This is a genomic window from Amycolatopsis sp. WAC 01375 (assembly GCF_003947325.1).
Taxonomy (GTDB): domain Bacteria; phylum Actinomycetota; class Actinomycetes; order Mycobacteriales; family Pseudonocardiaceae; genus Amycolatopsis.
Map to the genome: position 1 here is coordinate 87,875 of NZ_QHHW01000032.1, position 26,191 is coordinate 114,065.

23 protein-coding genes and 1 riboswitch are annotated in these 26,191 nt (G+C 69.0%); of the genes, 10 read left to right on the top strand and 13 right to left on the bottom strand.

Features of this window, described 5'->3' with window-relative positions; translation table 11 throughout:
* Positions 1-1,479 carry an amino acid permease gene (locus DL991_RS20250; RefSeq protein ID WP_125785906.1) on the top strand — a complete coding sequence of 493 codons (1,479 nt, stop codon included), beginning with the start codon at positions 1-3 and terminating at the stop codon, positions 1,477-1,479.
* Here the strand turns inward: DL991_RS20250 and DL991_RS20255 are convergent.
* A complete protein-coding gene (locus DL991_RS20255) occupies positions 1,454-2,503 on the bottom strand; it encodes a nitronate monooxygenase (RefSeq protein ID WP_125785907.1) in 1,050 nt (349 codons plus the stop codon). The two genes, DL991_RS20250 and DL991_RS20255, sit on opposite strands and share 26 nt — an antisense overlap.
* 154 nt (positions 2,504-2,657) lie before the next feature.
* Between DL991_RS20255 and DL991_RS20260 the strand changes: the two genes are divergently transcribed.
* Both DL991_RS20260 and DL991_RS20265 read left to right on the top strand, forming a co-directional pair.
* Positions 2,658-4,421, top strand: a complete 1,764-nt coding sequence (locus tag DL991_RS20260; RefSeq protein ID WP_305016695.1) for a family 20 glycosylhydrolase — start codon at positions 2,658-2,660, stop codon at positions 4,419-4,421.
* Between the two features lie 56 nt (positions 4,422-4,477).
* Entirely contained in the window at positions 4,478-4,924 is a 447-nt protein-coding gene (locus tag DL991_RS20265; RefSeq protein ID WP_125785908.1) for a pyridoxamine 5'-phosphate oxidase, read from the top strand.
* Between the two features lie 49 nt (positions 4,925-4,973).
* Here DL991_RS20265 and lepA read toward each other — a convergent pair whose 3' ends face one another.
* Positions 4,974-6,815, bottom strand: a complete 1,842-nt coding sequence (lepA, locus tag DL991_RS20270; RefSeq protein WP_125785909.1) for a translation elongation factor 4 — start codon at positions 6,813-6,815, stop codon at positions 4,974-4,976.
* Positions 6,816-6,928: 113 nt separating this feature from the next.
* Between lepA and DL991_RS20275 the strand changes: the two genes are divergently transcribed.
* The gene (locus tag DL991_RS20275) at positions 6,929-7,516 is read left to right on the top strand and encodes a class I SAM-dependent methyltransferase (RefSeq protein WP_125785910.1); all 588 of its coding nucleotides are present in this window, start codon (positions 6,929-6,931) and stop codon (positions 7,514-7,516) included.
* Here DL991_RS20275 and DL991_RS20280 read toward each other — a convergent pair.
* Complete coding sequence (locus DL991_RS20280) at positions 7,513-7,887, bottom strand: VOC family protein (protein WP_125785911.1); 375 nt, start codon at positions 7,885-7,887, stop codon at positions 7,513-7,515. The two genes, DL991_RS20275 and DL991_RS20280, sit on opposite strands and share 4 nt — an antisense overlap.
* Positions 7,888-7,910: 23 nt before the next feature.
* Positions 7,911-8,789, bottom strand: a complete 879-nt coding sequence (locus tag DL991_RS20285) for an EamA family transporter (RefSeq protein ID WP_125785912.1) — start codon at positions 8,787-8,789, stop codon at positions 7,911-7,913.
* 358 nt (positions 8,790-9,147) lie between these two features.
* Here DL991_RS20285 and rpsT point away from each other — a divergent pair, with 358 nt between their 5' ends.
* Positions 9,148-9,408 carry a 30S ribosomal protein S20 gene (gene rpsT, locus DL991_RS20290; protein WP_125786046.1) on the top strand — a complete coding sequence of 87 codons (261 nt, stop codon included), beginning with the start codon at positions 9,148-9,150 and terminating at the stop codon, positions 9,406-9,408.
* A gap of 52 nt (positions 9,409-9,460) precedes the next feature.
* On the opposite strand, the gene holA is transcribed toward rpsT, so the two are convergent.
* Positions 9,461-10,444: a DNA polymerase III subunit delta gene (gene holA / locus DL991_RS20295; RefSeq protein WP_125785913.1), complete on the bottom strand. Its 984-nt coding sequence runs from the start codon at positions 10,442-10,444 to the stop codon at positions 9,461-9,463.
* 135 nt (positions 10,445-10,579) lie between these two features.
* Positions 10,580-10,712: riboswitch (SAM riboswitch) on the top strand.
* A gap of 12 nt (positions 10,713-10,724) precedes the next feature.
* Here holA and thrC point away from each other — a divergent pair.
* The gene (gene thrC / locus DL991_RS20300; protein ID WP_125785914.1) at positions 10,725-11,990 is read left to right on the top strand and encodes a threonine synthase; all 1,266 of its coding nucleotides are present in this window, start codon (positions 10,725-10,727) and stop codon (positions 11,988-11,990) included.
* A 193-nt stretch (positions 11,991-12,183) separates the two neighbouring features.
* Here thrC and DL991_RS20305 read toward each other — a convergent pair whose 3' ends face one another.
* The 7 genes from DL991_RS20305 to nadD form a co-directional block, all read right to left on the bottom strand.
* Positions 12,184-14,589 carry a ComEC/Rec2 family competence protein gene (locus tag DL991_RS20305; protein ID WP_125785915.1) on the bottom strand — a complete coding sequence of 802 codons (2,406 nt, stop codon included), beginning with the start codon at positions 14,587-14,589 and terminating at the stop codon, positions 12,184-12,186.
* Positions 14,586-15,311 (bottom strand): ComEA family DNA-binding protein, encoded by a 726-nt coding sequence (locus tag DL991_RS20310; RefSeq protein ID WP_125785916.1) that lies wholly within the window; start codon positions 15,309-15,311, stop codon positions 14,586-14,588. Before DL991_RS20310 ends, DL991_RS20305 begins: the two co-directional genes overlap by 4 nt.
* Before the next feature lie 146 nt (positions 15,312-15,457).
* Positions 15,458-16,303: a DegV family protein gene (locus DL991_RS20315; protein ID WP_125785917.1), complete on the bottom strand. Its 846-nt coding sequence runs from the start codon at positions 16,301-16,303 to the stop codon at positions 15,458-15,460.
* 10 nt (positions 16,304-16,313) lie between these two features.
* Positions 16,314-17,039 (bottom strand): diglucosylglycerate octanoyltransferase, encoded by a 726-nt coding sequence (gene octT / locus DL991_RS20320; protein WP_125785918.1) that lies wholly within the window; start codon positions 17,037-17,039, stop codon positions 16,314-16,316.
* A 3-nt stretch (positions 17,040-17,042) separates the two neighbouring features.
* Entirely contained in the window at positions 17,043-17,657 is a 615-nt protein-coding gene (locus DL991_RS20325) for a histidine phosphatase family protein (protein ID WP_125785919.1), read from the bottom strand.
* The gene (rsfS, locus tag DL991_RS20330) at positions 17,654-18,073 is read right to left on the bottom strand and encodes a ribosome silencing factor (protein ID WP_125785920.1); all 420 of its coding nucleotides are present in this window, start codon (positions 18,071-18,073) and stop codon (positions 17,654-17,656) included. The genes DL991_RS20325 and rsfS overlap by 4 nt, the downstream gene beginning before the upstream one ends.
* Before the next feature lie 22 nt (positions 18,074-18,095).
* Entirely contained in the window at positions 18,096-18,728 is a 633-nt protein-coding gene (gene nadD / locus DL991_RS20335; RefSeq protein WP_125785921.1) for a nicotinate-nucleotide adenylyltransferase, read from the bottom strand.
* A 161-nt stretch (positions 18,729-18,889) separates the two neighbouring features.
* Here nadD and DL991_RS20340 point away from each other — a divergent pair, with 161 nt between their 5' ends.
* The 3 genes from DL991_RS20340 to argS all read left to right on the top strand — a co-directional run bounded on the left by DL991_RS20340 (position 18,890) and on the right by argS (position 24,169).
* Positions 18,890-20,995: a RecQ family ATP-dependent DNA helicase gene (locus DL991_RS20340; RefSeq protein ID WP_125785922.1), complete on the top strand. Its 2,106-nt coding sequence runs from the start codon at positions 18,890-18,892 to the stop codon at positions 20,993-20,995.
* 91 nt (positions 20,996-21,086) lie between these two features.
* Positions 21,087-22,373 (top strand): MFS transporter, encoded by a 1,287-nt coding sequence (locus DL991_RS20345; protein ID WP_125785923.1) that lies wholly within the window; start codon positions 21,087-21,089, stop codon positions 22,371-22,373.
* Positions 22,374-22,444: 71 nt separating this feature from the next.
* Positions 22,445-24,169, top strand: coding sequence for an arginine--tRNA ligase (gene argS / locus DL991_RS20350; RefSeq protein ID WP_125785924.1), 1,725 nt, complete (start codon positions 22,445-22,447; stop codon positions 24,167-24,169).
* Here the strand turns inward: argS and DL991_RS20355 are convergent.
* On the bottom strand, positions 24,164-25,438 hold the full coding sequence (locus tag DL991_RS20355) for an NAD(P)/FAD-dependent oxidoreductase (RefSeq protein ID WP_125785925.1): 1,275 nt from the start codon (positions 25,436-25,438) through the stop codon (positions 24,164-24,166). The genes argS and DL991_RS20355 overlap by 6 nt on opposite strands.
* 90 nt (positions 25,439-25,528) lie before the next feature.
* Here DL991_RS20355 and DL991_RS20360 point away from each other — a divergent pair, with 90 nt between their 5' ends.
* Complete coding sequence (locus DL991_RS20360) at positions 25,529-26,164, top strand: TetR/AcrR family transcriptional regulator (RefSeq protein ID WP_125785926.1); 636 nt, start codon at positions 25,529-25,531, stop codon at positions 26,162-26,164.
* Positions 26,165-26,191: the final 27 nt, after the last annotated feature.

Consider the following 26,191-nt stretch of genomic DNA (forward strand, 5'->3'; position numbering starts at 1 on the left):
ATGTCCGCACCGCGCAGCCTGGGCTCGGGATCCGGGATATTCCGACGCAAACCGATCGAGCAGATCCAAGAACTCAGTGACGGCGGCGGTGGGCTCCAGCGCACGCTGGGCCTGCGCCAGCTGACCGCGATCGGGGTCGGCGGCATCATCGGCGCGGGGATCTTCTCCCTGGCCGGCGCGGTCGCGAACGAGAAGGCCGGCCCCGCCGTGCTCATCTCCTTCCTCATCGCGGGCATCGCCAGCGCCGCCGCCGCGTTCTCCTACGCCGAGTTCGCCGGGCTGATCCCCCGCGCCGGATCCGCGTACACCTACGGGTACACCGTGCTGGGCGAGATCGTCGGCTGGTTCATCGGCTGGGATCTCCTGCTGGAGTACACCGCGATCGTCGCGGTGGTCGCGATCGGCATCTCCGGCTACTTCAACGAGCTACTGGGCTACCTCGACATCAACCTCCCGGTCTGGATGCTGGGCGCCCCCGGCACCGAAAAGGGCGACGTCGCGGCAGGCTCCTACAAGATCAACCTGTTCGCCGTCCTGCTGTGCCTGTTGATCGCCTTCATCCTCAACCAGGGCATGAAGAACGCCGCCCGGTTCGAGACGCTGCTGGTCTACCTGAAGGTCGGCCTGGTCCTGCTGGTGATCGTCGTCGGTGTCTTCCACATCAACACCGACAACTACTCGAACTTCTTCCCGTTCGGCCTCAGCGGCGCGTTCGCCGGAGCCGCGACGGTCTTCTTCGCCGTTTTCGGCTACGACGCCATGTCCACCGCGGCCGAGGAATCGACCGACTCCCAGAAGCACATGCCGAAGGCGATCATCTACTCGCTCGCCATCTCGATGGTGCTCTACGTGCTGGCCTGCCTGGTCCTGACCGGGATGGTCAACTACAAGGACATCGACGGCGAAGCCGCCTTCTCCAGCGCCTTCGCGGGCGTCGGGATGAAGTGGCTCGGCCTGATCATCGCGGTCGGCGCGATCATCGGTATCACCACCGTGCTGTTCACCTTCCTCATGGGCGCAAGCCGCGTCGGCTACTCGATGAGCCGCGACGGCCTGCTGCCGAAGTGGTTCAGCAAGACCCACCCGGTGCGCAAGGTGCCGAGCCGGATGACCTGGGTGCTCGGCATCGCCTCGGCGATCATCGCCGGGCTGCTGCCCATCGGTGAGGCCGCGGAACTGACGAACATCGGCATCCTGCTCGCGTTCGTCGTCGTCTGCGTCGCGGTGATCGTGCTGCGCTACAAGCAGCCGGACCTGCCGCGGACGTTCAAGACCCCGGGCATGCCGGTCGTGCCGATCATCGGCATCGTCTTCTCGATCTGGCTGATCACGTTCCTGAACTACCACACCTGGCTGCGGTTCGCGGCCTGGTTCGGCCTCGGCCTGATCATCTACTTCGCCTACAGCCGCCGTCACTCCGCGATGAACGCGAACAATGGTGACGCGAAGCAGGTCAGCGGAGACGACTCAAACGCGTAGCGGCTTCGCGGGCTTCGGTCTGGAGGCGTTCGACGATCGACGCCGCCGGGCCGGAGCCCGCGAGTTCGTAGGTCTGCCCCGCGTAGAGGGACATGATCTCGGGGTCGCCCGCCTTGCCCGCCGCCGCGCGGATCGGTTTGGTCAGGTTGTTGACCTGCGGATACGCCGACGGCGCCGTGGCCGAGAAGTCCGTGACCGCGCGGTTGACCAGCGACCGGGCGGGACGCCCGCTGAACGCCCGGGTGAACGCCGTCGGCCTGCCCCCGTCCGCGAGCGCCTGCCGATGCGCGGGCTGCGTCCCTGCCTCGTCCGCCCGCAGGAACGCCGTGCCCAGCTGCGCCGCGACGGCACCCGCCGCCAGCACCGCCGCGATGTCGGCACCGTGCACGAGCCCGCCGGTCGCGACGAGCGGCAGGTCCGTCCGCGCGGAGACCAGGCGAAGCAGGCTGAGTACGCCGTACTGCGCTCCCCCGCCTTCAGCTCCGGGCTCGTCAGCGAAGAGCCCGCGATGCGCTCCGGCCTCGAATCCCTGGACCACGAGCACGTCCGCGCCGACCGCCACCGCCTGATCGGCTTCCGCCGGGCTGGTGACAGTGACGGCCACCTTGCTCCCGTTGGCGTGCAAGCGTTCCACGTCTTCGGGCGAGGGCGTGCCGAAGGTGAAGGAAACGACCGGAACCTTCCGCTCCAGAACGACCTCGAGCTTCGCGCCATAGGCGTCGTCATCCCAGCTCGGCTCGCCGGGCTCGACGCCGTGGCGTTCGGCCTCCGCGCGCCAGCGCTCGATGTGGCCGCCGAGATCAGCCTCTGCGGCGTCACCAGGGACGAAGAGGTTCACGCCGAACGGCTCACTGGTGAGTTCGGCGGTCTTCGCGATCCGGTCCGCGAGGACGTCGGCGCTCAGATAGCCCCCGGCCAGGAAGCCGAATCCGCCCGCCGCGGTCACCGCGGCCACGAGCTCGGGAGTGGTCGGCCCGCCCGCCATCGGGGCCGCGATCACGGGAAAACGCAGATCCTCGAACACGAATCCGACGATAGTCCCCTGGCGGCGACACGGTATGTGACGTTCGAGTCACTCCAAGGATCGCCCAGGGTGGTCTAGACCTTTAACGCAGAAAGTGCGACGATCTGAACCGGCCGTGACGCGGGTCACGTTCCCTGTCCCCTTGGAGGCCCCGGTGAAGACCTTGAGAGCGCGGCTGACCCGCGCCGTCGTCGGGGTGACGCTGCTCGCCGGCGTCACCACCGCAGCCGCCCCCGTCGCCGACGCGGCCACCCCGCCGCTGCAGGCGATCGTCCCGGTCCCGGTCTCGGCCCGAGCGGTCACCGGATCCGACCACGCCCTGACCGCGAACACCAGGATCTACACCCAGGCCGGCTCGGCGCAGGCCAAAGCCGTCGGCGAGTACCTCGCCGGGGTCTTCCGCACCTCCACCGGCTTCCCCCTGCCCGTCTCCGACGCGCCGTCGGGCACACCCACCGACGGCATCTCGCTCCTGCTGTCCGGCGCCGATGCCCGCGTCGGCGACCAGGGCTACCAACTGAACTCGACGTCCACTTCCGTCGTCCTCCGCGCGACGACGGCGCAAGGCCTCTTCGGCGGCGTACAGACACTGCGGCAGTTGCTGCCCGGCAAGATCGAAAGCTCCACGGTGCAGCAAGGCCCCTGGACGATCCCGGGCGCCGACATCCTGGACTACCCGCGCTTCGGCTACCGCGGCGCGATGCTCGACGTCGCCCGGCACTTCCACCCGGTCGCCACGGTCAAGCGCTACATCGACCAACTGGCCCAGTACAAGATCAACAATCTGCACCTGCACCTGGCCGACGACCAGGGCTGGCGCATCCAGATCGACAGCTGGCCGCGGCTGGCCACTTACGGCGGCAGCACCCAGGTCGGCGGGGGCGCCGGTGGCTACTACACCAAGACCCAGTACACGGAGATCGTGAACTACGCGGCTTCGCGGTTCATCACGGTCATCCCGGAGATCGACATGCCCGGGCACACCAACGCCGCCCTGGCGTCGTACGCCGAACTGAACTGCAACAACACCGCTCCCCCGCTGCGCACCGACACCGCCGTCGGCTACAGCTCGCTCTGCATCTCGAAGGAAGTCACCTACACCTTCGTCAACGACGTCATCCGGGAGATCGCCGCACTGACCCCCGGGCCCTACTTCCACCTCGGCGGCGACGAAGCCCAGGCCACCAGCGACGCGGACTACCGCACGTTCATGAACCGGGTGCTGCCGATGGTGGCGGCCGCGGGCAAACAGGTCGTCGGCTGGCACGAGATCGGCAAGGCCACCCTGCCGGCCACGGCCACCCCGCAATTCTGGGGCACGACGACCTCCAGCACTGAGGTTTCGAACGCCGTCGCCCGCGGCAGCAAGGTGATCCTGTCGCCGGCGAACAAGGCGTACCTGGACATGAAGTACAACTCCAGCACGCCGATCGGGCTCTCGTGGGCGGGCTACATCGAGGTCCAGGACGCCTACAACTGGAACCCGGGCGCCTACCTCTCCGGTGTCCCCGAATCCGCCGTCCGCGGCGTCGAATCCCCGCTGTGGACCGAAACCGTGGTAACCCCGGCGAACATCGACTACCTCGCCTTCCCGCGGCTCCCGGCGCACGCCGAACTCGGCTGGTCTCCGTGGGCGACCCACGACTGGAACGCCTTCCGGGTACGCCTCGGCGCACAGGCTCCGCGCTGGCAGGCACAGGGCATCGGCTACTACGCGTCGAGCCAGGTGCCTTGGGAAACGGGATCCGGCAACCCGGGCACCTGTTCACTCCCGGCGTGGGACCGCGCTTCCGTGTACACCGGCGGGGCCACCGTCTCCCACAACGGGCACAAATGGACGGCACAGTGGTGGACGCAGGGCGAAGAACCCGGCGCGGGCGGCCAATGGGGCGTCTGGCGCGACAACGGAGCCTGCTGAGCCCTCCGCTCGCCCGCTCGGCCCCTTGCACCGGCCGGGCGGGCTACGGTGGTTCCATGGCCGCTGATCTCGAACTCGTCCGCACTCTTTCCTTGCGCGAAAACGGACTCACGACCGTCTCGACCGTCCGCGCGGACGGCACCGTGCACTCGTCGGTCGTGAACGCCGGGGTGATCGAAGACCCGGTCACGAAAGCGCCGGGGGTCGGTTTCGTCGCGGTGGGCGGGGCGAAGAAGCTCGACCTCTTCCGCCGGGCGGGCCACGCCACGATCACCTTCCGCCGCGGCTGGGAATGGGCGGCGGTCCAGGGGACCGTCCACCTCATCGGCCCGGACGACCCGGACCCGGACTTCGACCCGAGCGGGCTCCCCGGGCTGCTGCGCGAGGTGTTCATCGCGGCGACCGGGACCCACGACGACTGGGACGAGTACGACCGCGTGATGGCCGCCGAACGCCGCGTCGCCGTCTTCGTCACGGCGAACCGCATCAGCGGGAACCGCTGACACGAAAAGGCCGCCCGGATCGTGCCCCGGGCGGCCTTTTCGTCTGCCGTTACTGCTTCTTCTTGCCTGAGTCCTCTGTGGACAGCGCGGCGACGAAGGCTTCCTGCGGGACCTCGACCCGGCCGACGGTCTTCATCCGCTTCTTGCCTTCCTTCTGCTTTTCCAGCAGCTTGCGCTTACGCGAGATGTCACCGCCGTAGCACTTCGCGAGCACGTCCTTGCGGATCGCGCGAATGGTCTCGCGGGCGATGATGCGGGCGCCGATGGCGGCCTGGATCGGCACCTCGAAGTTCTGCCGCGGGATCAGCTCGCGAAGCCGGTTCACCATGCGGTTGCCGTAGTTGTAGGCGTCGTCCTTGTGCACGATCGCGGAGAAGGCGTCGACGCCCTCGCCCTGAAGCAGGATGTCCACCTTGACCAGATCCGCCGCCTGCGCGCCGGCCTCTTCGTAGTCCAGCGACGCGTATCCGCGCGTCCGCGACTTCAGCGTGTCGAAGAAGTCGAAGATGATCTCGCCCAACGGCAGGTTGTAGCGCAGTTCGACCCGGTCCTCGGACAGGTAGTCCATGCCGAGCAGCACGCCACGCTTGTTCTGGCACAGCTCCATGATCGTGCCGATGAACTCCGACGGCGCCAGGATGCTCACCTTGCTGACCGGTTCGAGCACCTTGTCGATCTTGTTCCCGGTCGGCCAGTCCGACGGGTTGGTGACGTGGATCTCCTTGCCGTCGTCCAGCACCACGTCGTAGACCACGTTCGGCGCGGTGGAGATCAGGTCGAGGCCGAACTCGCGCTCCAGCCGGTCGCGGGTGATCTCCAGGTGCAGCAGGCCGAGGAAGCCGCAGCGGAAGCCGAAGCCGAGCGCCACCGACGTCTCGGGCTCGTAGTCCAGCGCGGCGTCGTTGAGCTGGAGCTTGTCCAAGGCCTCGCGCAGGTCCGGGTAGTCCGACCCGTCCACCGGGTACAGGCCGGAATAGACCATCGGCTTCGGCTCGCGGTAGCCGGCGAGCGGCTCCTTCGCGCCCTGGCGCTCGGAGGTGACGGTGTCACCGACCTTCGACTGCCGGACGTCCTTCACCCCGGTGATGAGATAGCCCACCTCGCCGACGCCCAGCCCCTTGCTGGGCTTGGGCTCCGGCGAGATGATCCCGACCTCGAGGAGCTCGTGGGTCGCGCCGGTGGACATCATCTTGATCCGCTCGCGCGGCGTGATCTTGCCGTCGACGACCCTGATGTAGGTGACGACGCCCCGGTAGGTGTCGTACACCGAGTCGAAGATCATCGCCCGTGCCGGAGCATCGGCGTCACCCTCCGGCGCGGGCACCTGCTTCACCACCGCGTCGAGCAGGTCACCGACGCCGACGCCGGTCTTGGCCGACACACGCAGCACGTCCGAGGGCTCGCAGCCGATGATGTGCGCGAGCTCGGCGGCGTACTTGTCCGGATCCGCCGACGGCAGGTCGATCTTGTTGAGCACCGGGATGATCTGGAGGTTGTTCTCCAGCGCGAGGTACAGGTTGGCGAGCGTCTGCGCCTCGATCCCCTGCGCGGCGTCGACCAGCAGGACGGCGCCTTCACACGCCTCGAGCGCGCGGGAGACCTCGTAGGTGAAGTCGACGTGGCCCGGCGTGTCGATCATGTGCAGGACGTGGTCCTGCCCGTCGACCTTCCAGGGCAGGCGCACGTTCTGCGCCTTGATGGTGATCCCGCGTTCCCGCTCGATGTCCATTCGATCGAGGTACTGAGCCCGCATGGCCCGTTCCTCGACCACGCCGGTGAGCTGCAGCATCCGGTCGGCCAGGGTCGACTTGCCGTGGTCGATGTGCGCGATGATGCAGAAGTTCCGGATGAGCTCCGGGGGCGTGAAGGTCGTGTCGGCGAACGTCGTCAACGGGTTTCCTCGCGAAGGTCGGGGTGTGCCACCTCTATGGTCCCATGCCGCTCCGGGTGCGGGTGGGGGTCATCCCCGATGCGGCCCGTGGTGAGCTGTGGTGCCCTCGAAGTATGAGTACTTCACTGTCCCAAATGCTCGATCGCACGTTCGGCCATCCCAGGGGACTGCTCGGCCGGTTCGGCGGCCTGGCGATGGCGCACGGCAACGCCGCCACCGAACTTCGCATCGTTGAACTGGCGTCGATCGAGTCCGGCGAAACCGCGCTGGTCGTCGGCCCCGGCCCAGGAGTCGGCCTCCAGGCCGCGGCCGAACGCGCGGACCGTGCGGTCGGCGTCGACCCCTCTCCGGAGATGCTCGCCCGCTCCCGTCGCCGCTGCGGCGACAAGGTCGAGCTACGGCGCGGCGCCGCGGAGTCCACCGGTGAGCCCGACGAGAGCGTCGACGTGATCCTGAGCGTCAACAACGTGCAGCTGTGGGAAGACCGGGCGGCCGGTTTCGCCGAGCTGTTCCGCGTGCTGCGGCCCGGCGGCAGGCTGCTGCTGTCTTCGCACGAGAAGTGGCTGCCGGTGTCCCGGCACGAGCTGGCCGACGAAGCGGCCGCCGCCGGCTTCACCGACCTGCAGACCTGGACCTGGGACCCGCCGGGCTTCGGCGCCTCGCTCGCCGCTCAGCTGCGCGCGATCAAGCCGCGGTCCTAACGCGGGTCGGTGCGCAACGGATGCTCACGCGGCACCTCGACCAGCACGATCCTGGTGCCGTCCGGATCGGCGATCCACGCTTCGTCCAGCCCCCAGGGTTCACGACGCGCCCCGCGGACCGGTTCCAAGCCCTTCGCCGCGAGCTCCGCGAGCGCCGCGGACAGATCCCGGACCTGGAGCCACAAGGCGACGTCAGGGGTCGGGCCGGTCTCCCCGGTACCGACGATCTCGATCGACCCGTTCCCGGCGAAGAACACCGTCCCGCCGGGGAACTCCTTGTCGATCGCCAAGCCCAGGGTGTCCCGATAGAACGCCGTCGACACCTCGAGGTCCTTCGGGTGGATCAGCACCCTGCTGCTCAGCACGTCCATGACCCCATCCCTACCGGACGGGTTCAGGCCATCGCAATCGCGGTGATCCCGGCCAGCACCACCGCCGACCCGGCCAGCCTGCGGACGGCGTTCGCCTCCCCCAGTACCAGCCAGGCGGCGAGGCCGCCCAGGACGATGCTCAGTTCGCGCGCGGGTGCGATGAGGCTCACCGGAGCGATCTGGAGGGCGTAGAGGACCAGCAGGTAGGCGACCGGTGAGAGCAGGCCGACGATGAGGATTTCGCGCTTGTGCTCGCGCCACAGCCACGCGACCTCCTCGCGGTCCTTCAGCGCGTACGGCGCCATGAGCAGGCTCTGCACGATCGCACCGGTTCCGAAATAGATGATCGGCGGGACACCGAGGCCGGTGACCGAATGCGCGTCCCACAGTGTGTAGGCGGCGATCGTGACCCCGGTCAGCAGTCCGTAGGCCACGCCTTTGCGGCGAGCGACGCGATCGGCGGCGTCGGCATGCGCCGGTGCGCGTCCGGTACCGATGACCAGCACGCCGGCGATCACGAGGAACGCGCCGATCAGGCCGAGCACCCCTGGCCGCTCGCCGAGCAGCACGACGGCCGCGAGCACCGAGAGCAGCGGCCCGGTACCGCGGGCGACGGGATAGACGACGGACAGATCGCCGACGGCGTAACCCCGTTGGAGGACGATCCCGTAGGTGACGTGGAACACCGCCGTAACCACGGCCGCGAACAGCCAGGTCCACTGTGGACGTTGCGGCTCCACCGCCAGTGAGACCGCCATGACGGGTACGAGAAGGATCGCGGAGAGGCTGTAGTAGGCCCAGACGAACCGGGCTCCGCCACGGCGGATCCGCTTGGCTGCCAGATTCCAGCCCGCGTGGATGACTGCGGCGATGACGACCAAGGACAGAGCGGTGGCGTTCACGGCGGACCTTCCCGTTTTCCGCGCATGCGGAAAACACCGGTCCTCCAGGCTTTTGTCCCGTCAGATGAACGGCAGCGCTTCCGGCCCCGCCGATGGTGCCGCTCGGACCTGTCCCCTCTGCCCTGATTATGTGTTTCGCTGAACGGGCAGGCGGCGGAACCCTAGGCACTACGATCTTCACCGTACCGCAATCCCCCTCCCCAGGCGGCCGTGAGCGGCCCCGGGGCGGCTGTTAAGATTGCCTCTCACCGTCGTGTGGCATTCCGTCATGGAGGAAACCCGCGCCGCTCTCACGAGCATGCAGGGCCGGTCACAGCGCGGCGGCGAAACCACCGAGAGATTCAAGAGGAGCGCCCCCGTGGCCAACATCAAGTCGCAGATCAAGCGCATCACCACCAACGAGAAGGCGCGTCAGCGCAACCAGGCGATCCGGTCCTCGGTGAAGACCGCGATCCGCAAGTTCCGCGAGGCAGCCGACGCCGGCGACAAGGCCAAGGCCCTGGAGCTGCAGAAGGACGCGGCCAAGAAGATGGACAAGGCTGTGACCAAGGGCGTTCTCCACGCCAACCAGGCCGCCAACAAGAAGTCCGCGCTCGCGAAGCGCGCGAACTCTCTCTGATCGGCTTTCGAAGGGCCCCGGCGACTCACGTCGCCGGGGCCCTTCGCCATGTTCAGCGGCTTGTACCGTGGGCGTCGACGACCTCAAGCACGGCGCGTTCCAACGCGTACTCCGGGTTGGCCGCGACCCCCTTGACCTCGGCGTTGAGCCGGGCGACCACCCGCATCGCGGTGGCCAGACCGTCCTGACCCCAGCCTCGGGCCTGCCCCTGCGCCTTGCGCACCTTCCACGGCGGCATCCCCAGCTCGCCGGCCATCTGGTTCGGGTTCCCGCGACCGGCGCCGGACACCCGCGCGATCGTCCGGACCGCGTCGGCGAGAGCGTCGGCGACCAGCACGTGCGGCACGCCCAGTTGCATCGCCCAGCGCAGCGATTCGAGCGCCGCGGCCTTGTCACCGGCGACGGCCTTTTCGGCGACGGCGAATCCGTTCACGTCCGCGCGGCCCCGGTGGTAGCGGCGGACCGCCTGCTCGTCGACCGTTCCGCCCGCGTCCGCGACGAGCTGGGTCGCGGCCGACGACAACTCACGCAGATCCGAGCCGACCGCGTCGATCAGCGCGAGCACGGCCGCACCGTCGATCTTCCCGCCGACCCGGCGGACCTCGTTGCGGACAAAGGATTCCCGCTCAGCGGCCTTGGTCAGTTTCGGGCATTCGACGACCTCCGCCCCTGCCTTCTTCAAGGCGGCGGGGAGCGCCTTCGCGGCCTTGCTCCGACCGCCTCCGCTGTGCACGACGACGAGCACGATGCCGTCGGCGGGCGCCTTGACGTAGGCCATCACCCCGTCGGCGAGCTCCTGCGAAATGTCCTGCGCCGATTCGAGGACGATCACCCTGCCTTCCGCGAACAGCGAGGGGCTGACCATCTCCGCGAGCGCCGGGACTGTGAGGTCCGACACCCGGATCCGGGTGAGATCCGCCGTCGGATCGGCGGCTTTGGCCGCATCCGAAGCGCCGCGGACCGCGCGTTCGATCAGCAGCTCTTCCTCACCGAGAACCAGGACCAGCGGCGATGGGGCGGAAGCTTGCGTCGTCACGGTGACGATCCTGCCACTCGTCCTCTCGTGTGCTTTGTCCGGTGATGTGTTCCGGGCACGGTGGCCCCACCTGAGGCTCATGTCGTACGGTGTTGGCGAGGCGACGCGATGACACGCGTGCCGACAATCGAATACCGCTCATCCAGAGGGGCAGAGGGAACGGCCCGACGAAGCCCCGGCAACCGGCGTCAGCCTGTCATTCCGCGATCGCGGGATAGCTGACGAACACGGTGCCAATTCCGGCCCGCCACGGCGGGGCAGATGAGGAAAGGACCTCGCGATGACCGCAACCCTCGGCACGACCTCCACCACCAAGACCCCGGATCTCGGACCGGCCGTCGAACTGGTGTCGAAGGAAGAGGGACACCGGCAGCCGCTCGCCCCCGAATTCGTTTCCGCCGAGGACTTCTCGCCGCTCGAAGTCGCCTACGACTTCGGCCGCGTGCGCCGCGAGGACATCGAAGCCGGACCGAAGAACATCTGGCGCTACAAGAAACTCCTTCCCGTTCCGTCGAACGTCGAAGAAATCCCCAACACCGAACCCGGCGCCACCCGGCTCATCCAGGCCGACAGGCTCGCGAAAGCCTTGGGCGTCAAGAAGGTCTGGGTCAAGGACGACACCGGCAACCCCACGCACTCGTTCAAGGACCGTGTGGTCGCCGTCGCGCTGGCCGCCGCCCGCGAATTCGGCTTCGACGTGCTCGCCTGTCCGTCGACCGGCAACCTGGCCAACGCCGTCGCCGCCGCGGCGGCCCGCGCCGGCTGGCGGTCGGTCGTGCTGATCCCGAAGACCCTCGAGCGCGCGAAGATCCTCACCACCGCCGTGTACGACGGCGACCTGATCGCGGTCGACGGCAACTACGACGACGTGAACCGGCTCGCCACCCAGCTCGCCGCCGAGCAGGAGAGCTGGGCGTTCGTCAACGTGAACGTCCGGCCCTACTACTCCGAAGGCTCCAAGACGCTGGCCTTCGAGGTCGCCGAACAGCTCGGCTGGCGGCTCCCCTCCCAGATCGTGGTCCCGATCGCCTCCGGTTCCCAGCTCACCAAGGTGGACAAGGGTTTCCGCGAGTTCGGGCAGCTCGGTCTCGTCGACGAGACGCCGTACAAGGTGTTCGGCGCGCAGGCCACCGGCTGCTCCCCCGTCTCGGCGGCCTTCCGTGCGGGCCACGACGTCGTCCAGCCGGTCAAGCCGGACACGATCGCCCGGTCGCTCGCGATCGGCAACCCGGCCGACGGCCCCTACGTCCTCGACGTGGTCAACCGCACCGGCGGCGCGATCGAAGACGTCACCGACGAAGAGGTCGTCGAGGGCATCCGGCTGCTCGCCCGCACCGAGGGCGTCTTCACCGAGACCGCCGGTGGGGTCACCGTCGCGACGGCCAAGAAGCTCATCGAGACCGGCAAGCTCAACCCGGACGAGGAGATCGTCCTGCTGATCACCGGTGACGGCCTGAAGACCCTCGATGCCGTCGAGGGCAAGATCGGCCCGAAGGCCACCGTCAGCGCCTCAGCCGACGCGGTCCGCGAAGCACTCGGCATCTGAGACCTGTTGGCGGAGCTGAGGACGGGTTCGCCAACAGGACATAACGCGTGAACCCGCCCTGGTCGAAGGCCCGCTATCGCGGTGGCAGGACGCCCTGACCGCCCATAAGGACGTGTTCAACCAGATCGCGTCCTGTCGACGTCGATCGCGGCGCGGATTCACCGACAGGCACTGAGTTCCCGCCCGGCCCGCCTCAAGAACGAGGCGGGCCGCGGGGCTCACCCCGGCGCAGCAAGGCAAGTCCCCGCGCGTCGGCGACGACCGCGGTGTCGCCGTCAGTGTCCGTTCTGGCGATCGACGCGCCGACCGTGGCCAGATTGTCCAAAGTGGACTTGTTCGGATGGCCGTAGGTGTTTCCGGCCCCGACACTCACCAACGCCACCCTCGGTGCGACGGCGTTGAGGAAATCCGGTGCCGTGTAACGGCTTCCGTGATGCGGGACTTTCAGGATCTCGGCTTGCAGATCGGCACCCTCGGCCATCAGGTCGGCCTGCGCGGCGAGCTCGACGTCGCCCGTCAGCAGAAGCCTGCCCGCCGGGGTCCCGGCGCGCAGGACGACCGAACCGTTGTTGATCACCGTGCCGTCCTGTTCGAGGACCGAACGCCGGGTGACATACCGCGGCCCCAGTACGTCGAGCGACAGCCCCGGCCAGTCCAGCCGCTGCCCGATCCCCAGCTCCAGCAAGGGAATCCCGCGGCGTGCGGTCTCGTCCGCGACCTGTTGCCACGCCCAGGCGGGAGCCCGGCCCGGGCCGACGGCGACCGCACCGACCGACCGGCCCTCGAAGACGGATTCGAGGCCGCCGATGTGGTCGGCGTGCAGATGACTCAACACGATCAACGGAACACGATCCACGCCGAGCCTGCGCAGGCATTCGTCGACCGGTCCCGGTTCCGGCCCGGTGTCGACCAGGACCGCTCTGCCTGGCTCGCCCGTGGCGAGGGCTACGGCATCCCCCTGTCCGACGTCGCAGGCGACGGCGCTCCACGACGCCGGTGGCCAGGCCGGTGCCAGCACCCGCACCGGTACGAAGACGAGCAGACCGGCGGCCAGCGCAACCGCCAGCAAGATCCTGGCGTGGCGCAGCCGGACGACGACGAGCACCACGACGAGCAGGCCGGCCGCCAGCAGCCCACCCCACCAGCCATCCGGCCAGTCCACGACCGCACCCGGCGCCCGGGCGCCGTGGCGGGCCACGGTGATGAGCCAGCTCGCCTCGGGTTCGGTCAGGCGGACCAGCAGCCTGCCCGCCGACGGCCACCACGGTCCGACGACGGTGGCGAGCACGCCGAACACGGTGGCCGGGGCGACCACCGGCGCGGCGAGCACGTTGGTCACCACCGAGACGAGACTGACCGATCCCGCCATGCCCGCGATGACCGGCGTCGTCACCACGAACGCGGCCAGCGGGATGGTCAGCCCCTCGGCGTAGCCTGCCGGAACTCCGCGTCCGACCAGCCACTCGGCCCACCGCGGTGCCAGCAGGACGAGCCCGGCCGTGGCCAGCACCGAAAGCGCGAACCCGAAGTCCGCGGCCATGGCCGGATCGGCCACGACGAGCCCGGCGACCGCGAACGCCAGCGCGGGCAGCGCCGAACCCCGGCGCCCCAAGGCCAGCGCCAGCAGCCCGACCGCCCCCATCACCCCGGCGCGGAGCACGCTGGGCGCGGGCCCGGCGAGGACCACGAACCCGGCGAGCCCCGCGGCGGCCGCGGCGGCGGACGTCCGCGGCCCGACCCGGAGCACCCTCAGCAGGAGAAGGATCGAGCCACAGACGATCGCCATGTTCCCACCGCTCACGGCCATCAGGTGGGACATGCCGGAGTCCGTGAACTCGCGTTCGACCCTCGGGGACAACGTGCTCGTGTCCCCCACGACCAGTCCGGGCACCAGACCGGCCTGCTCCTCCGGGAGGACGGCGCACAATTCCCGGAGCCCGGTGCGCAGCGATTCCGCGGCTCGCTGCCACCAGGGCGCCGGTCCGAGGGCCGACGGCGGACCTCGCACCGAGAGGACCGCGACCGTGAGCTCGGCCCCCTTCGCCGGTGCGAGCCGCCCGGAAGCGGTGACCTGCTGCCCGGGCAGCAGGTCCGTCCACCCCTCGGCGGGAGCGAGCAGGAGGATCCGGCCGGCCGAATCCACCACCCGCTCACCCGTCACCACGGTGTCCACCGTCGCGGCGATGACCACCAGGCGGGTGCCTGCCCGGCGATCGGCGTATCCGGCACCGCGGACCGGACGTGGCCGCTCGGTGACCACCACCCTCGTGGTGACTTCGCTCCCCCGTGCGGCGGCGGCACGGAGGTCGTCGTGCTCGGCGGCCCGGATCCGCAGCGCCACCGGACCGGCGGTGAGCACGCCGAGGACCGCGAGCGCGCCGAGGCCCACCACCCACCGGGACGCCGTCCGGCGGGCACGGACACCGGCGGTGATCGCGAGCACCACGGCGGCCGCACCGCAGAGCATCGTGATCCACCAGCCGCCCAGCAGCCCGGAAAGAGTGCCGAGCCAGGCCGTCGCCGCGGCCGGTACCAGCCGCAGGTCCTGCCCTCGCCACGACGCGGTGTCCACTTCGGACGGATCGGCGGACGGGTTCATCCGACGGACACCAATTCCCGGACCTTCTTGAATTTAGATTCGCCGATCCCTTCTACTTCACGGAGTTGCTCGACACTGGTGAACCCGCCATGCCCGGACCGCCAGTCGACGATGCGCTTCGCCATCACCTCGCCGACCCCGGGCAGGGTGTCGAGTTGCTCGGCCGTGGCCATGTTCAGGTCGAGCTTCCCCACCGGTGCCGCCGTTCCGGCCGCGGCCGGAACGGGGACGCCGACGGCCACCTGCTCGCCATCGGTGAGCCGCCTGGCCAGGTTCACCCCGGTCAGATCCGTTCCGGGCTGTGGCCCACCGGCCGCCGTGAGGGCATCGGCGACCCGTGCGCCCGGAGGGATCGTGACCAGGCCGGGTTTGAGCACCCGGCCGACGACGCTGACCACCAGAGGCGCCTTGGCCGCCGCGGCGGCGGGGGCGTCTCCGGCGGCCTTCGCCGACGGCAGGGGCGGCGCGGTCTCCGCCCCTGGCCGGTGTCCGAACAAGGCGATCGCGCCGGTCACGATCACGGCCACCGCGATCAGCACGGCCGCCACGGCGAGCCACCGCCGGTTCACCGGGATCCCGTCCGCCGTGAACCGGGCGGGCACCCAGCGGCGGGCGAGCCTGCCCACGGGCGGGCCCTGGCTGGGCGACGACAGCTGCGCGGTCAGCCACGCCAGCCTGGCGTTGACGGAGGGACCCGATGGACGGGCGGTTTGGTCGAACACGTGAACGACGCTACGGAGCGGGGATGGCGGGCGGCAGTGGCAAATCCCGGGGCTGTGGACAAGTGGGGTGTTGTGGACAACTCGGCCCCAGCCGAGGCCTGATCACCGGTTTCCGTCGGTGCCGTATGGGACCCTGGCGGATTGCCCTAGCCCGCGCGCTGGATCACGACACCGAGCACACCGGGGCCGGTGTGGGCCCCGATGACCGCGCCGATCTCCGAAACCACGCACCCCTCCGGGCAGCTGATGGACTCCTCCAGCCGGTTGGCCAATTCGACGGCGCGTTCCGGGGAAGCCAAGTGATGGACGGCGATGTCGGCCAGTCCGCCTTCGGCCGCCTTCACGGCGAGCTCGACCAGGCGAGCCACGGCGCGATTCATCGTCCGGACCTTCTCCAGCGGCTGGATCCTGCCTTCGGACATGTGGAGCACCGGTTTCACCGCGAGCGCGGTGCCGAGCAGGGCGGCGGCCGGGCCGATCCGCCCGCCACGGCGCAGGTATTCGAGGGTCTCGACGGCGAACAGGGTTTCCGAGCGGCTCACCGCGTCGACCGCCGCAGCCTCCACTGCGGCCGGTTCCGCCCCCGCCGCGGCGGCGCTCGCCGCTCGCAAGGCGGCGAAGCCGAGCCCCATCGCGGTGCTGCGTGAATCGACCACGCGCACCTTGTCCGGCCCGACCTCCTGGGCGGCGAGCACCGCCGCCTCCCAGGTCCCGGACAGTTCCCGGGACAGATGAACCGACACGACGGCGTCCGCGCCCTCGGCCAGCGCCGCACGGAACTCCTTGACGAATTCGGCGGGCGTCGGCCGGGACGTCGTCACCAGACTGCGTTTGCCGAGCGCCTCGGCCAGGGCCGCGGGCCCCATTTCGACGCCGTCGAGGAAGACGACACCGTCCACGAGGACATGCAGCGGGACCACCCGGATCCCGTTCCGTTCGGCGAAGCCTTCCGGCAGGTGGGCGGTGGAATCCGTGACTACGGCGACCGACACGGCAGCCAGCCTACGTTGCCGCGGGGCGGAGCACCGGGGCCATCAGGCGGGCCATTTCCGTGCCGACGGCGGCATGTCCTTCCCAGCCCCAGTGCATGCCGTCCGGATTGCCCCGGCCGCTCAGCACGTGTTCGCCGACGACGGCTTCGAGATCGAGAAGCGGGACATCCGCGCGACGGCCCCAGTCGGCGAGGGCGGCGGCGGCACCGGCGCGGGCGGTGTGGACGCGGCCGTACGAGTCGGATCGATGCACGGAGGGCAGCATGCCGAAAATCGGCAGTTCCGGTCGCAGCGCGCGCAAGGCTCCGACAGCGGTGTCGAGATACTGGACGGTGAGCCTCGACGGCAAGACCACCGGACGGCCTCGGAGGGCGATCGCGAGCCGGGGCTGAGCGGCCAGGTACGCCTTGCGCACCACGCGTCGCAGCGGGTCGGGCCGCAGATAGCGGAGACCGGTGCGAAGGTAGGTGGGCAGCGGCGAGGGCAGGGTGTCCATGCTCCCGATGGCCAGCACGACGGCGTCGACGTGATGGAGATCGGCCCAGACACGCGGGTCACCGATCAACGACCACCAGGCGTCACGGGCATTCCAGCCGAACCCGGCGACGAGGTCCGCGGCGCCACCGAGCGCTTCGGCGGCGATGTTGGGCCACAGACGCGCGTCGTCGGCGGCGTGCGGGCCGTCCGGGCCGTGGAAGCTGAGGGAATCGCCGAACACCAGCAGGCGCGGGGCCATGGGTCAGCCGGTGATGCCCGCGTTGTAGGCGGCCAGCCGCCAGTTGCCGTCGCGCCGGGTCAACTCGACCCAGTGACAGTTCGCGATCCCGCCCAGCGTCGGCCAGGACGTGACCGGGAGACCGAGCAGTTTCGCGGTCAGCGCGATGATCAGGCCACCGTGCGTGGCGAGCAGCACGGCGTCGCCGGCGTCGGAATTGGGCCGATCCAGGTCCGCGACGACCTCCATCGCGCGTGCGGCGACGTCCACCCGCGACTCGCCGCCGGGCGGGGCCCACGTCGCGTCGACACGCCAGCGGGCGCGTTCACCCGGGTACGACTCGTCGACCTGCTGGCCGGTGAAGCCCTGCCATTCACCCAGATGGGTTTCCCGAAGACGCTTGTCGATCCGCAGTGGGACGCCGATGGCCTCCGTGAGCACGGTGGCCGTGTCGGTCGCGCGGCGCAGATCCGAGGCGATCACCAGATCCGGCGAGAACCGGGCGAGCGCGGGCACGGCGAACCTGGCCTGGTTCCAGCCGACCGGGGTCAGCGCGGAGTCCAGATGCCCCTGCATCCGGCCCGCCGCGTTGTAATCGGTCTCACCGTGGCGCCAGAGCACCAGCCGCCGCGGGCTCATGGGGCGCCTTGCGCGTCGGCGGGGTCCTCCTCGGCTGGGTCCTGATGATCCGGCACTGCCAGACCAGCGACCTCGATCCGCGGGCAGTCCTTCCAGAGCCGCTCGAGACCGTAGAAGGAGCGTTCCTCCTGGTGCTGGACGTGGATGACGACGTCGACGTAGTCCAGCAGGACCCAACGGCCCTCGCGGGCGCCTTCACGGCGGACGGGCTTGTGCCCGCCGAGCCGCAGCTGCTCCTCGACGTTGTCGACGATGGCGCCGACCTGGCGTTCGTTGGGCGCGGACGCGATGACGAAGGCGTCGGTGATCACCAGCTGGTCGGACACGTCCAGCACGACCACGTCGCTCGCCTTCTTGTCCGCCGCCGCATGGGCGGCCGCTACGGCCAGCTCTCGTGCCTCGGACGTGGCTGTCACAGTTCTCCTCAAACAGATGGTTTTACTCGCGGGTGCGCCCGACGAGGGTACCCGGTGGGGAACCCCGGTCTTTCCGATAGAGGTCCTTTTTGGCGATGTAGCGCACCACACCGTCGGGGACGAGGTACCAGACGGGCTCCCCGGCCTCGACCCGCTCACGGCACGCGGTCGACGAGATCGCCATCGCGGTCACCTCGACGAGGCTCACCTTCCCGCTCGGCAGATGCTGCGAATTGAGCCGGTAGCCGGGCCTGGTGACGCCGATGAAATGCGCCAGGTCGAACAGCTCGTCGGCGTTGCGCCAGGTGAGGATCTGTTCGAGCGCGTCCGCGCCGGTGATGAAGAACAGCTGGTCGTCGGGATACTCCGCGCGCAGGTCGCGCAGGGTGTCGACGGTGTAGGTCTGCCCGACGCGGTCGATGTCGACGCGGCTGACCGAGAACACGGGGTTGGACGCCGTCGCGATCACGGTCATCAGGTAGCGGTCCTCGGCCCGGGTGACCACTCTGTCGGACTTCTGCCACGGCTGACCGGTGGGCACGAAGATGACCTCGTCGAGCGCGAACCGGGACTGGACTTCGCTGGCCGCGACGAGGTGCCCGTGGTGAATGGGGTCGAACGTGCCGCCCATGACCCCGATCCTGCGTGGTGACATGGGTCGTGAGCCTATACAGCGCGCACGGCTTCACGCGCGGGTCGCCGGACCCACCGACCGGTGGTGATCTGGGTCACATTACAGTCGGTTCCATGGATGAACGGTCCGTTCACGACATGCCGATCGCGACTTCGTCGGTGGCATGGGGTAGAGGTGGGGACGTGGACACATCGACTCTCCGGGACCGCGCCGAGACCCTCCTCCAGTCGTTGGCGGGCGACGGCGCCCGCCTGCGTGACGACCAGTGGACGGCCATCGAAGCGCTGGTCGCGCACAGCCGTCGCGCACTCGTCGTGCAGCGCACCGGCTGGGGGAAGTCCGCGGTGTACTTCCTCGCCACCGCGTTGCTGCGGGAACGCGGCAACGGCCCGACCGTGATCATCTCGCCGCTGCTCGCGCTGATGCGCAACCAGATCTCCGCGGCGGCGAGGGCGGGTATCCGCGCGGTGACGATGAACTCCGCGAACCCGCAGGAGTGGGATCAGGTCCAGGCGGCGATCGCGGCGGGCGAGGGCGACGTCCTCCTCGTCAGCCCGGAACGGCTCAACAACCCGGACTTCCGCGACACCGTCCTCCCGAAGCTGACCGCGACGGCCGGCCTGCTCGTGGTCGACGAGGCGCACTGCATCTCGGACTGGGGCCACGACTTCCGGCCGGACTACCGGCGGCTGCGGACGCTGCTGAAGGAGCTGCCCGACGGCGTCCCCGTCCTCGCCACCACCGCGACCGCGAACGACCGCGTGGCGACCGACGTCGCCGAGCAGCTCGGCATCGGCAACGGGGGCGACACCCTCGTCCTGCGTGGCAGCCTGGACCGCGAAAGCCTGCATCTGTCGGTGGCCAAGCTGCCGACGTCGCAGGCCCGGCTCGCCTGGCTTGCCGAACACCTGGCGGAACTGCCGGGATCCGGGATCATCTACACGCTCACCGTCGCGGCCGCACACGATGTGGCCGGCCTGCTGACCGAGCGCGGCTATCCGGTCGCCGCCTACACCGGGAAGACCGACCCGGCGGACCGGCAGGCGTCCGAGGACGATCTGCTGAACAACAACGTCAAGGCACTGGTGGCCACTTCGGCGCTGGGCATGGGGTTCGACAAACCGGACCTGGGCTTCGTCGTCCATCTCGGCGCACCGTCCTCCCCCATCGCGTATTACCAGCAGGTCGGCCGTGCCGGTCGTGGCGTCGATCGCGCCGAGGTGATCCTGCTGCCGGGCCACGAGGACAAGGACATCTGGGCGTACTTCGGTTCGCTGGCGTTCCCGGACGAACTGCGGGTGACCCAGGTGCTCAACGCGCTGGCGTACGCGGACCGTCCACTGTCGACACCGGCGCTCGAACCGTTCGTCGAGCTCTCCCGTTCTCGGCTGGAGATGGTCCTGAAGGTGCTGGACGTCGACGGCGCCGTGCGCCGGGTGAAGGGCGGCTGGGAAGGCACCGGCGAAGAGTGGCGCTACGACAAGGAACGCTATGCGCGGGTGAGCGCGGCGCGGACCAACGAACAGAACGCCATGCTGGCGTATCTGGAGACCACCGGCTGCCGGATGGAGTTCCTGCGCAAGCAGCTCGACGATCCCGAAGCCACCCCCTGCGGGCGGTGCGACAACTGCACCGGAAAGCATTGGGACACCACGATTTCCGACGACGTCGTCGATGCCACCCGGCAACGGCTCCGCCGTCCGGGGGTCGAGGTCGCGCCGCGGAAGATGTGGCCGACCGGGATGGCCGGACTGGAAGTCCCGCTTTCCGGGCGGCTGCCGGCAGGCGAGCAGGCCGAAACCGGCCAGGTCGTGGGCCGGGTCACCGACGTCGGCTGGGGCACACGGCTGCGCGAACTCGTCGGCCCGGCCGCGGCGGACGCCGAACTCCCCGATCCGGTGTTCCAGGCCTGTATCGAGGTACTCAAGGGCTGGCAGTGGACGGAACGTCCGGTCGCGGTGGTGGAGGTTCCCTCCGTCACCCGGCCCCAGCTGGTGCACAGCCTGGCGACGAAGCTGGCCTCGATCGGACGCCTGGAGTACCTGGGCGCCATCGCCTCGGCGGGGCCGCCCCCGCGGCAGGCGAACAGCGCCCAACGGCTGGCCGATCTGTGGAAACGCCTCAGTCTTCCCGACGAGCTCGCCGCCGAGGTCGCCGCGGCCGAGGGCCCGATCCTGCTGGTCGACGACCTGATCGACACCGGGTGGACGATGACGTTGTCCGCGCGCCTGCTCCGCCAGGCCGGAGCCCGTGCGGTGCTGCCGTTCGCTCTCGCCAGCACTTCGTGACCGAGGAGCCCGATCCCGGCATTCGACAGGTTCTTTCCCGCGCGGGAACTTTCTGGCAAGGTTCCGTCCACGCGCGAGTACGGAGGTGCCGATGGCGGATGCGACGACGGAGCGGCTAGAGCATCGGCTGCCGGTGAAGAAACTGTTCGCCGCCAGTGTCGGGAACGCGCTGGAATGGTTCGACTGGACCATCTACGCGACCTTCAGCATCTACTTCGCCAGCGAGTTCTTCCCCAAGGGCAACGAAGCCCTCGCGCTGATCAACACCTTCGCCACGTACGCCCTGGCGTTCTTCTTCCGGCCGCTCGGCGGGATGCTGCTCGGCCGCTTCGCCGACGTCAGGGGCCGGAAGCCCGCGATGATCCTGACCATCGTGCTGATGGCGGGCGGTTCCGTGGCGATCGGCCTCCTGCCGACGTTCGACCAGGTCGGCTGGCTGGCTCCGATCCTGTTGCTGCTGGCGAGGGTGGCACAGGGATTGTCGCTCGGCGGCGAAGTCTCCAACGCTTCGGCGTACCTGGGTGAGATCGCGCCGCCCACCCGCCGCGGGCGGTACTCCGCCTTCTTCTACATCTCGACCGGTTCCGCCGTCTTGCTCGCTTCGATCCTCGGGTTCGTGCTCGCGCGGACGATGTCCAAGGCGGATCTGACCGCGTATGGCTGGCGGATCCCGTTCCTGCTCGGCGGCGTTCTCGGGATCATCGGACTGTGGCTCCGGCGCAGTCTCGTCGAGACCGAGATCTTCGAGGCGAAGAAGTCGACGGCGCGCCGGGTCGAGCGGCCGCTGCGCACCACTCTTCGCGAGCACCCTCGGGCCGTCGTGCAGCTCGTGGGTTTCTCGATGCTGTCGACCCTTTGCTACTACACGTTCTTCAGCGCCCTGACCTCGTTCGCGGTCAAGACCCGCAAGGCCGACGACGTCGACGTGTTCCTCGCCTTGTCGATCGCGACGGCGTTGTTCGTCGCGCTTCAATATCCGATGGGTGCGTTGTCGGACCGCTTCGGCCGGAAACCACAGCTGCTCTTCTGGTCGGCGGCGACCGCGATCCTCATCGTTCCACTGTCCACTTTGGTCCGCCCGGGACTGCCGGGGCTGCTGGTCGTATTCTGTGTCGGGCTCTGCCTGTACACGGCGATGACGTCGATCGCGCCCGCGATCATGAGCGAACTGTTCCCCACCGAACTACGCGGGCTGGGCATCGGCGCCTGGTACAACCTGACCGTCGCGCTGTTCGGCGGCACCGCTCCCCTGGTGCTCACCGCGCTGTCCGACGCCGGGTTGTCGACGTTGTTCTTCTGGTACGTGGCCGCCGGAGCGGCGATCGCGTTCTTCGTCATCCGGACCCTGCCGGAGACCAAGGGCAGCGACCTGCGCTGAAACTCCGTCGCCGACAACGTGGCGAGGTGGCTACTCTCGCGCTCCTACGACGAGCGCGAAGGAGGGACACCGTGTTGTTCGGCGATGTGAGCGAGGAATTGGCGCGACGCGTGGTGGAAGCCCTCCATCACGTCACCGGCATCGAGCCACCGTCCGCACTGGTGCGGGTCTCCTCGCAGAGCGGGGTCGACTATCAGTGCGATCTCGCGATGAGTCTGGGCAAGCGGCTCGGCAAGCCGCCGAGGGAGATCGCCGCCGACATCGCGGCGCGGCTCGACGTCACCGACATCGCCGAGCCGCCGGAAGTCGCGGGGCCGGGCTTCCTCAACTTCACGCTGCGCTCGGCCTGGCTGGCTGAACGGACGACCGCGCTCAACGGTGATCCACGGCTAGGCGTCGCGGTGACGCCGCGGCCACGGCGGATCGCCATCGACTACAGCAGCCCGAACGTGGCGAAGGAAATGCACGCCGGGCATCTGCGGTCGAGCGTCATCGGTGACGCGATCACGCGGCTGTCGCGGTTCGCCGGGCACGAAGTGATCCCGCACAACCATCTCGGCGATTGGGGCACTCCGTTCGGCATGCTGATCGAGCACCTGCTCGACGAACGCCCGTCAGGTCCTTACACGATCGGAGATCTCAACGGCTTCTATCGGGCCGCCCGGTCGAAGTTCGAGACCGACGAGGACTTCGCGACCCGGTCACGGGAGCGTGTGGTGCTGCTTCAAGGCGGTGACGACGAGACCTTGTCGCTGTGGCGGCGTCTGGTCGATGAGTCGACCCGGCATTTCAGCCAGGTCTACGAACTCCTCGGGATCGACCTGTCGAGCGAGGACGTCTACGGCGAGAGCTTCTACGGCCCGTTTCTCGCCGCGGTCGTGGACGATCTGACCACCGCCGGGCTGACCGAGATCAGCGATGGCGCGGTCTGCGTCTTTCCCGACGGTTTCCGCAACCGGGAAGGCGAGCCGCTGCCGCTCATCGTGCGGAAGCGGGACGGCGGTTACGGCTATGCCGCCACCGACCTCGCGACCCTGCGCTACTGGACGGAACAACGCGGCGTCACTGATCTGCTCTACGTCGTCGGAACGCCACAAGCACAGCACTTCGCGATGGTGTTCGCCGTCTGCCGGGCCGCCGGTTGGCTCCGTGAGGAGCATCGGGCCGAGCACATCGGGTTCGGCTCGGTGCTCGGCGAGGACGGCCGTGCCATGAAGACCAGGGCGGGCGAATCGGTCCGTCTTTTCGATCTGCTCACCGAGGCGGTTTCCCATGCCGCCGAAGTGATCGAGGGCCGAGGCGACCTCTCCCCCGAGGTCCGGGAAGAGGTCGCCAGGGCGGTCGGTATCGGCGCGCTCAAGTACGCGGATCTTTCCGGCGATCGCGAGCGTGACTACGTCTTCTCCTGGGAACGCATGCTCTCCAAGAACGGGAACACGTCGGTCTACCTGCAGTACGCCAACGCACGGATCCGTTCCGTGTTGGCGAGGGCGGATCAGGACCTCGCCGGAGTGCGGATCCTGCTTGGCCATCCCGCGGAACGGGCGCTGGCGCTCGCACTGATCCGCTTCCCCGAGGCGGTCGGCGCGGCGACCGCCGGGCATCTCCCCCACAAGCTGTGCACCTATCTGTACGAAACCGCCGTCGTGTTCTCGCGGTTCTACGAACAGTGCCCGGTGCTGGACGCGGAAGGCGACGGTGTCCGTGACTCTCGTCTGCTGCTGGCCGAACTCACGTCGAAGACCTTGACGCTGGGCTTGTCCCTGCTGGGCATCTCCACCCCTGACCGGTTATGAGTCGCCGTGGTCGCTGAAGACCTTGCGCTTCAACGGAGGGACCGCCTGGAAGAAGCGGAACATCCCTCGCGCCATCGTGCGGCCCGCCCGGTTCTCCGAAACGAACTGACGGGCACTGCGTTCCGAGTCGCGCACCGCCGCGAAGCCGTAGTCGCGCATTCGCCGCTCGTAGTCGGCGATCGCGGGAAGCAGCGCGCCGGTCTTCCGCGCTTCGATGAGGTTGCGGCACAACAGTTGCGCGTCGCGGAGCGCGGTGTTCGCACCGATGCCGCGGAACGGGGTCATGCTGTGGATCGCGTCGCCGAGCAGGGTGACGTTGCTCGGCGACCATGGCTCGACGGACTTCGAGGTGAAGATCGGCAGCCGGGACACAGTCCCTCCGGGCGAGCCGGCGACCAGTTCCTTCAACGCGGGGTCCCAGCCGTCGATCAGGTCCAGCACCAAGGCCCGCAGCGCTTCACCGTCCAATGAGGACAGGTTCTCGGGATAACGCCGGTTGTCCGCCGCGAACGCCCACATGATGTAGCTCGAGGTGTTGTCGAACAGGACGGGGTCGTGGTCGGCGGTCTCGTCGTTGACCGACGAAGCGTCGGTCAACTCGTGCGGCGCGCTGAACAGTCCCGCGCCGGTTCGCGGCATCACCATGCTCGGGCCGTCGGTGAGCCGGGAAGGCAAACGCTTGCGGGTCTCGTCGTTCAGCGGATGCTTGCCCGCGATCGCGACGATCCCGGTGTCCACCCGGCCGGCTTCGGGCAGGAGCTGTCCGCGCACCCGGGAATTGGCCCCGTCTGCGCCGATGACCAGATCGGCCTCGACGGTGCTGCCGTCGGCGAACTCGCAGACGACCGCCCCGCCCTCGCGGCGGTAGCCGACGAACTCCTTGCCGTGGTGCAGAACTCCGTCGAGCCCGTCGGACAACACCTGGTGCAGGCTGATCCGGCTGACCGAGTGGTGGTTCGACGCGGGATCGGGGCTCGACGTGAGTTCGCTGTCGATCACCATCAGATCCCGCAACCGCTCGGTCACGAAGGTGAACGGACCGCTCGTGGTCCCGGTGGTGGCCAGGAACCGTTCCCAGAGTTCGGGCGGCAGACATTCGTGCAGTGCGGCCGAGCCGTGCGGGTTGATGTGCACGCGATAGCCCTGCAGGCGTTCGGTCCGGGTGCGGCTGCGCTCGTGGACGGACACGTCGATTCCCGCCTTGCGCAGGCCTTGCGCCAGGCAGAGCCCGCCCGTTCCGCCGCCGATGATCGCGATTCTCGTGGTCATGGGTTTCTCCTCTCTTCGCCGTCCACTATCAACCGTATGGGTAATTAAGTCAACCGTACGTTTGAATGAGTCAGCGGCTAAGGTGATCCCATGTCCGAAGCCGCCGCGCGCAGCCCACGCCGCGCCCCCGTCGAACGCCAGCGCGACCCCGAGCGCACCAAGACACAGCTCCTGGAGGCGGCGAAGGCCGAGTTCGGCGCGAAGGGTTACGCCGCGGCACGAGTCAGCGAGATCGCCGCGAAGGCGGGAGTGAACAAGCAGCTGATCTCGTACTACTTCGGCGGCAAGGAAGGGCTGTACAACGCACTGACCGCGACGATGTACGACGGCTACGCCGCGGTCGCCGACCACGACAGGCCGTTCGCCGAGGTGGTCCGGTTCTTCGTCCAGTCAGGGGTGCGGGACCACGATCTCGCCAAACTGTTCCTCTGGGAGAACCTGACCGACGGCGCCCCCGGCGCGATCGGCGTCGAAGATCAGCGCGAGTTCCTCCGGCGGCAGGTGGAGTACGTCCGGGCCCGCCAGGCCGCGGGCGATTTTCCCGCCGACCTCGATCCGGCCTTCCTGCTGGTGATCTTCATGGCCGCGTCCAGTGCCGCGCTGGCCCTGCCCCGGATCGTGCGAGCCGTCTCGGGTCAGGAGCCCGACTCGGCCGAGTTCGCCGAGGCGTACGGCGAACAGCTGGCACGGCTCGTCGGCCATCTCGCCGATCCGGGGAAGCGATAGCAAAGGTCCCCCGCTGTTCGCTTGGAC

What these genes read in the sequence shown, in the direction of transcription:
- DL991_RS20360 (WP_125785926.1), top strand. Translation starts at nt 25,529, where the DNA reads ATGTCCGAAGCCGCCGCGCGCAGCCCACGCCGCGCCCCCGTCGAACGC.
- DL991_RS20280 (WP_125785911.1), bottom strand. Translation starts at nt 7,887, where the DNA reads ATGGACGTGCTGAGCAGCAGGGTGCTGATCCACCCGAAGGACCTCGAG.
- nadD (WP_125785921.1), bottom strand. Translation starts at nt 18,728, where the DNA reads ATGTCACCACGCAGGATCGGGGTCATGGGCGGCACGTTCGACCCCATT.
- DL991_RS20275 (WP_125785910.1), top strand. Translation starts at nt 6,929, where the DNA reads ATGAGTACTTCACTGTCCCAAATGCTCGATCGCACGTTCGGCCATCCC.
- thrC (WP_125785914.1), top strand. Translation starts at nt 10,725, where the DNA reads ATGACCGCAACCCTCGGCACGACCTCCACCACCAAGACCCCGGATCTC.
- DL991_RS20325 (WP_125785919.1), bottom strand. Translation starts at nt 17,657, where the DNA reads ATGAGCCCGCGGCGGCTGGTGCTCTGGCGCCACGGTGAGACCGATTAC.
- DL991_RS20345 (WP_125785923.1), top strand. Translation starts at nt 21,087, where the DNA reads ATGGCGGATGCGACGACGGAGCGGCTAGAGCATCGGCTGCCGGTGAAG.
- DL991_RS20355 (WP_125785925.1), bottom strand. Translation starts at nt 25,438, where the DNA reads ATGACCACGAGAATCGCGATCATCGGCGGCGGAACGGGCGGGCTCTGC.
- octT (WP_125785918.1), bottom strand. Translation starts at nt 17,039, where the DNA reads ATGGCCCCGCGCCTGCTGGTGTTCGGCGATTCCCTCAGCTTCCACGGC.
- DL991_RS20265 (WP_125785908.1), top strand. Translation starts at nt 4,478, where the DNA reads ATGGCCGCTGATCTCGAACTCGTCCGCACTCTTTCCTTGCGCGAAAAC.
- DL991_RS20305 (WP_125785915.1), bottom strand. Translation starts at nt 14,589, where the DNA reads ATGAACCCGTCCGCCGATCCGTCCGAAGTGGACACCGCGTCGTGGCGA.
- DL991_RS20250 (WP_125785906.1), top strand. Translation starts at nt 1, where the DNA reads ATGTCCGCACCGCGCAGCCTGGGCTCGGGATCCGGGATATTCCGACGC.